Annotated in this window: 2 protein-coding genes; both read right to left on the bottom strand. The window is 77.3% G+C overall.

What is annotated here, in order from left to right:
• Positions 1 to 201, bottom strand: a 201-nt coding sequence (locus AC1DP0_RS22310) for a hypothetical protein (protein WP_478088832.1), incomplete at its 3' end; no start/stop codon positions are given.
• The coding region (locus AC1DP0_RS22305) for an ATP-binding cassette domain-containing protein (RefSeq protein WP_478088830.1) at positions 198 to 858 on the bottom strand (661 nt) is incomplete at its 5' end. The genes AC1DP0_RS22310 and AC1DP0_RS22305, both read right to left, overlap by 4 nt.

Raw genomic sequence — 858 nt, 5'->3', positions numbered from 1 at the left:
GCGCAGGGCGCTGACGCGCTCCCCCACCGACCCGGACTGGGGCGGGCGCAGCTCGTCGGGGACGGCCGGCGCCTGGGTGGCCGCGTCCCAGGTGCGGGCCGACTCGGCCGCCAGCTCGACGGGCAGCAGCGAGACCCAGCCGGGAGCGTCGGCCGTGGCGGTGGCGGTGGTCGTGGTGACCGTGCTGTCGGGCGGGGTCATCGGGACTCCTCGGACAGGTGCGAGAGGACGGACGGGTCGGCGTCGCCGCCGCGCACGACGACGGAGCGGTATGCCGGCGAGTCCGTGAGCAGGTCGGCGTGCCGTCCCCGGGCGGTGGCCACCCCCGACTCGAGCAGGATGATCTCGTCGGCGTGGTGGAGCAGGAGCGGTGAGGCGGTCATGACGACCGTCGTGCGCCCGGCGCGGTGCTCGCCGAGGCGGGCGGCGATCCGGGCCTCGGTGTGGGCGTCGACGGCGGAGGTGGGCTCGACGAGGACGAGGACCTCCGGGTCGGCGGCGAGGGCGCGCATGAGCACGAGCCGCTGGCGCTGGCCACCGGAGAGGCCGCGGCCGCGCTCCTCGAGCTCGCCCTGCCAGCCGCCGGGCAGCGCGTCGAAGACGTCGTCGGCCGCCGCGGTGTAGAGGGCTCGCTCGGCCTGCTCGCGGCTCAGCCGGCCGAGCGGGTCGACGGCCGAGCGCAGCGTCCCGGCGAACACCTGAGGTGCGGTGTCGCTGACGAGGATGTGACGGCGTACGTCCTCGAGCTCGACGCGGGACAGGTCGACCCCGCCCACGGTGACACCCCATGGCCGGCGGGCGCGCTCCTCGTCGCGGCGGGCCTGCTCCTCGCGGGCGCGGGCGCGGGCGGACCGCTCC

It is taken from the genome of Terrabacter sp. P5_B1, from assembly GCF_056400505.1.
The sequence above is the reverse complement of the archived record's forward strand: the minus strand, read 5'-3'. Positions and strand labels throughout refer to the sequence as shown.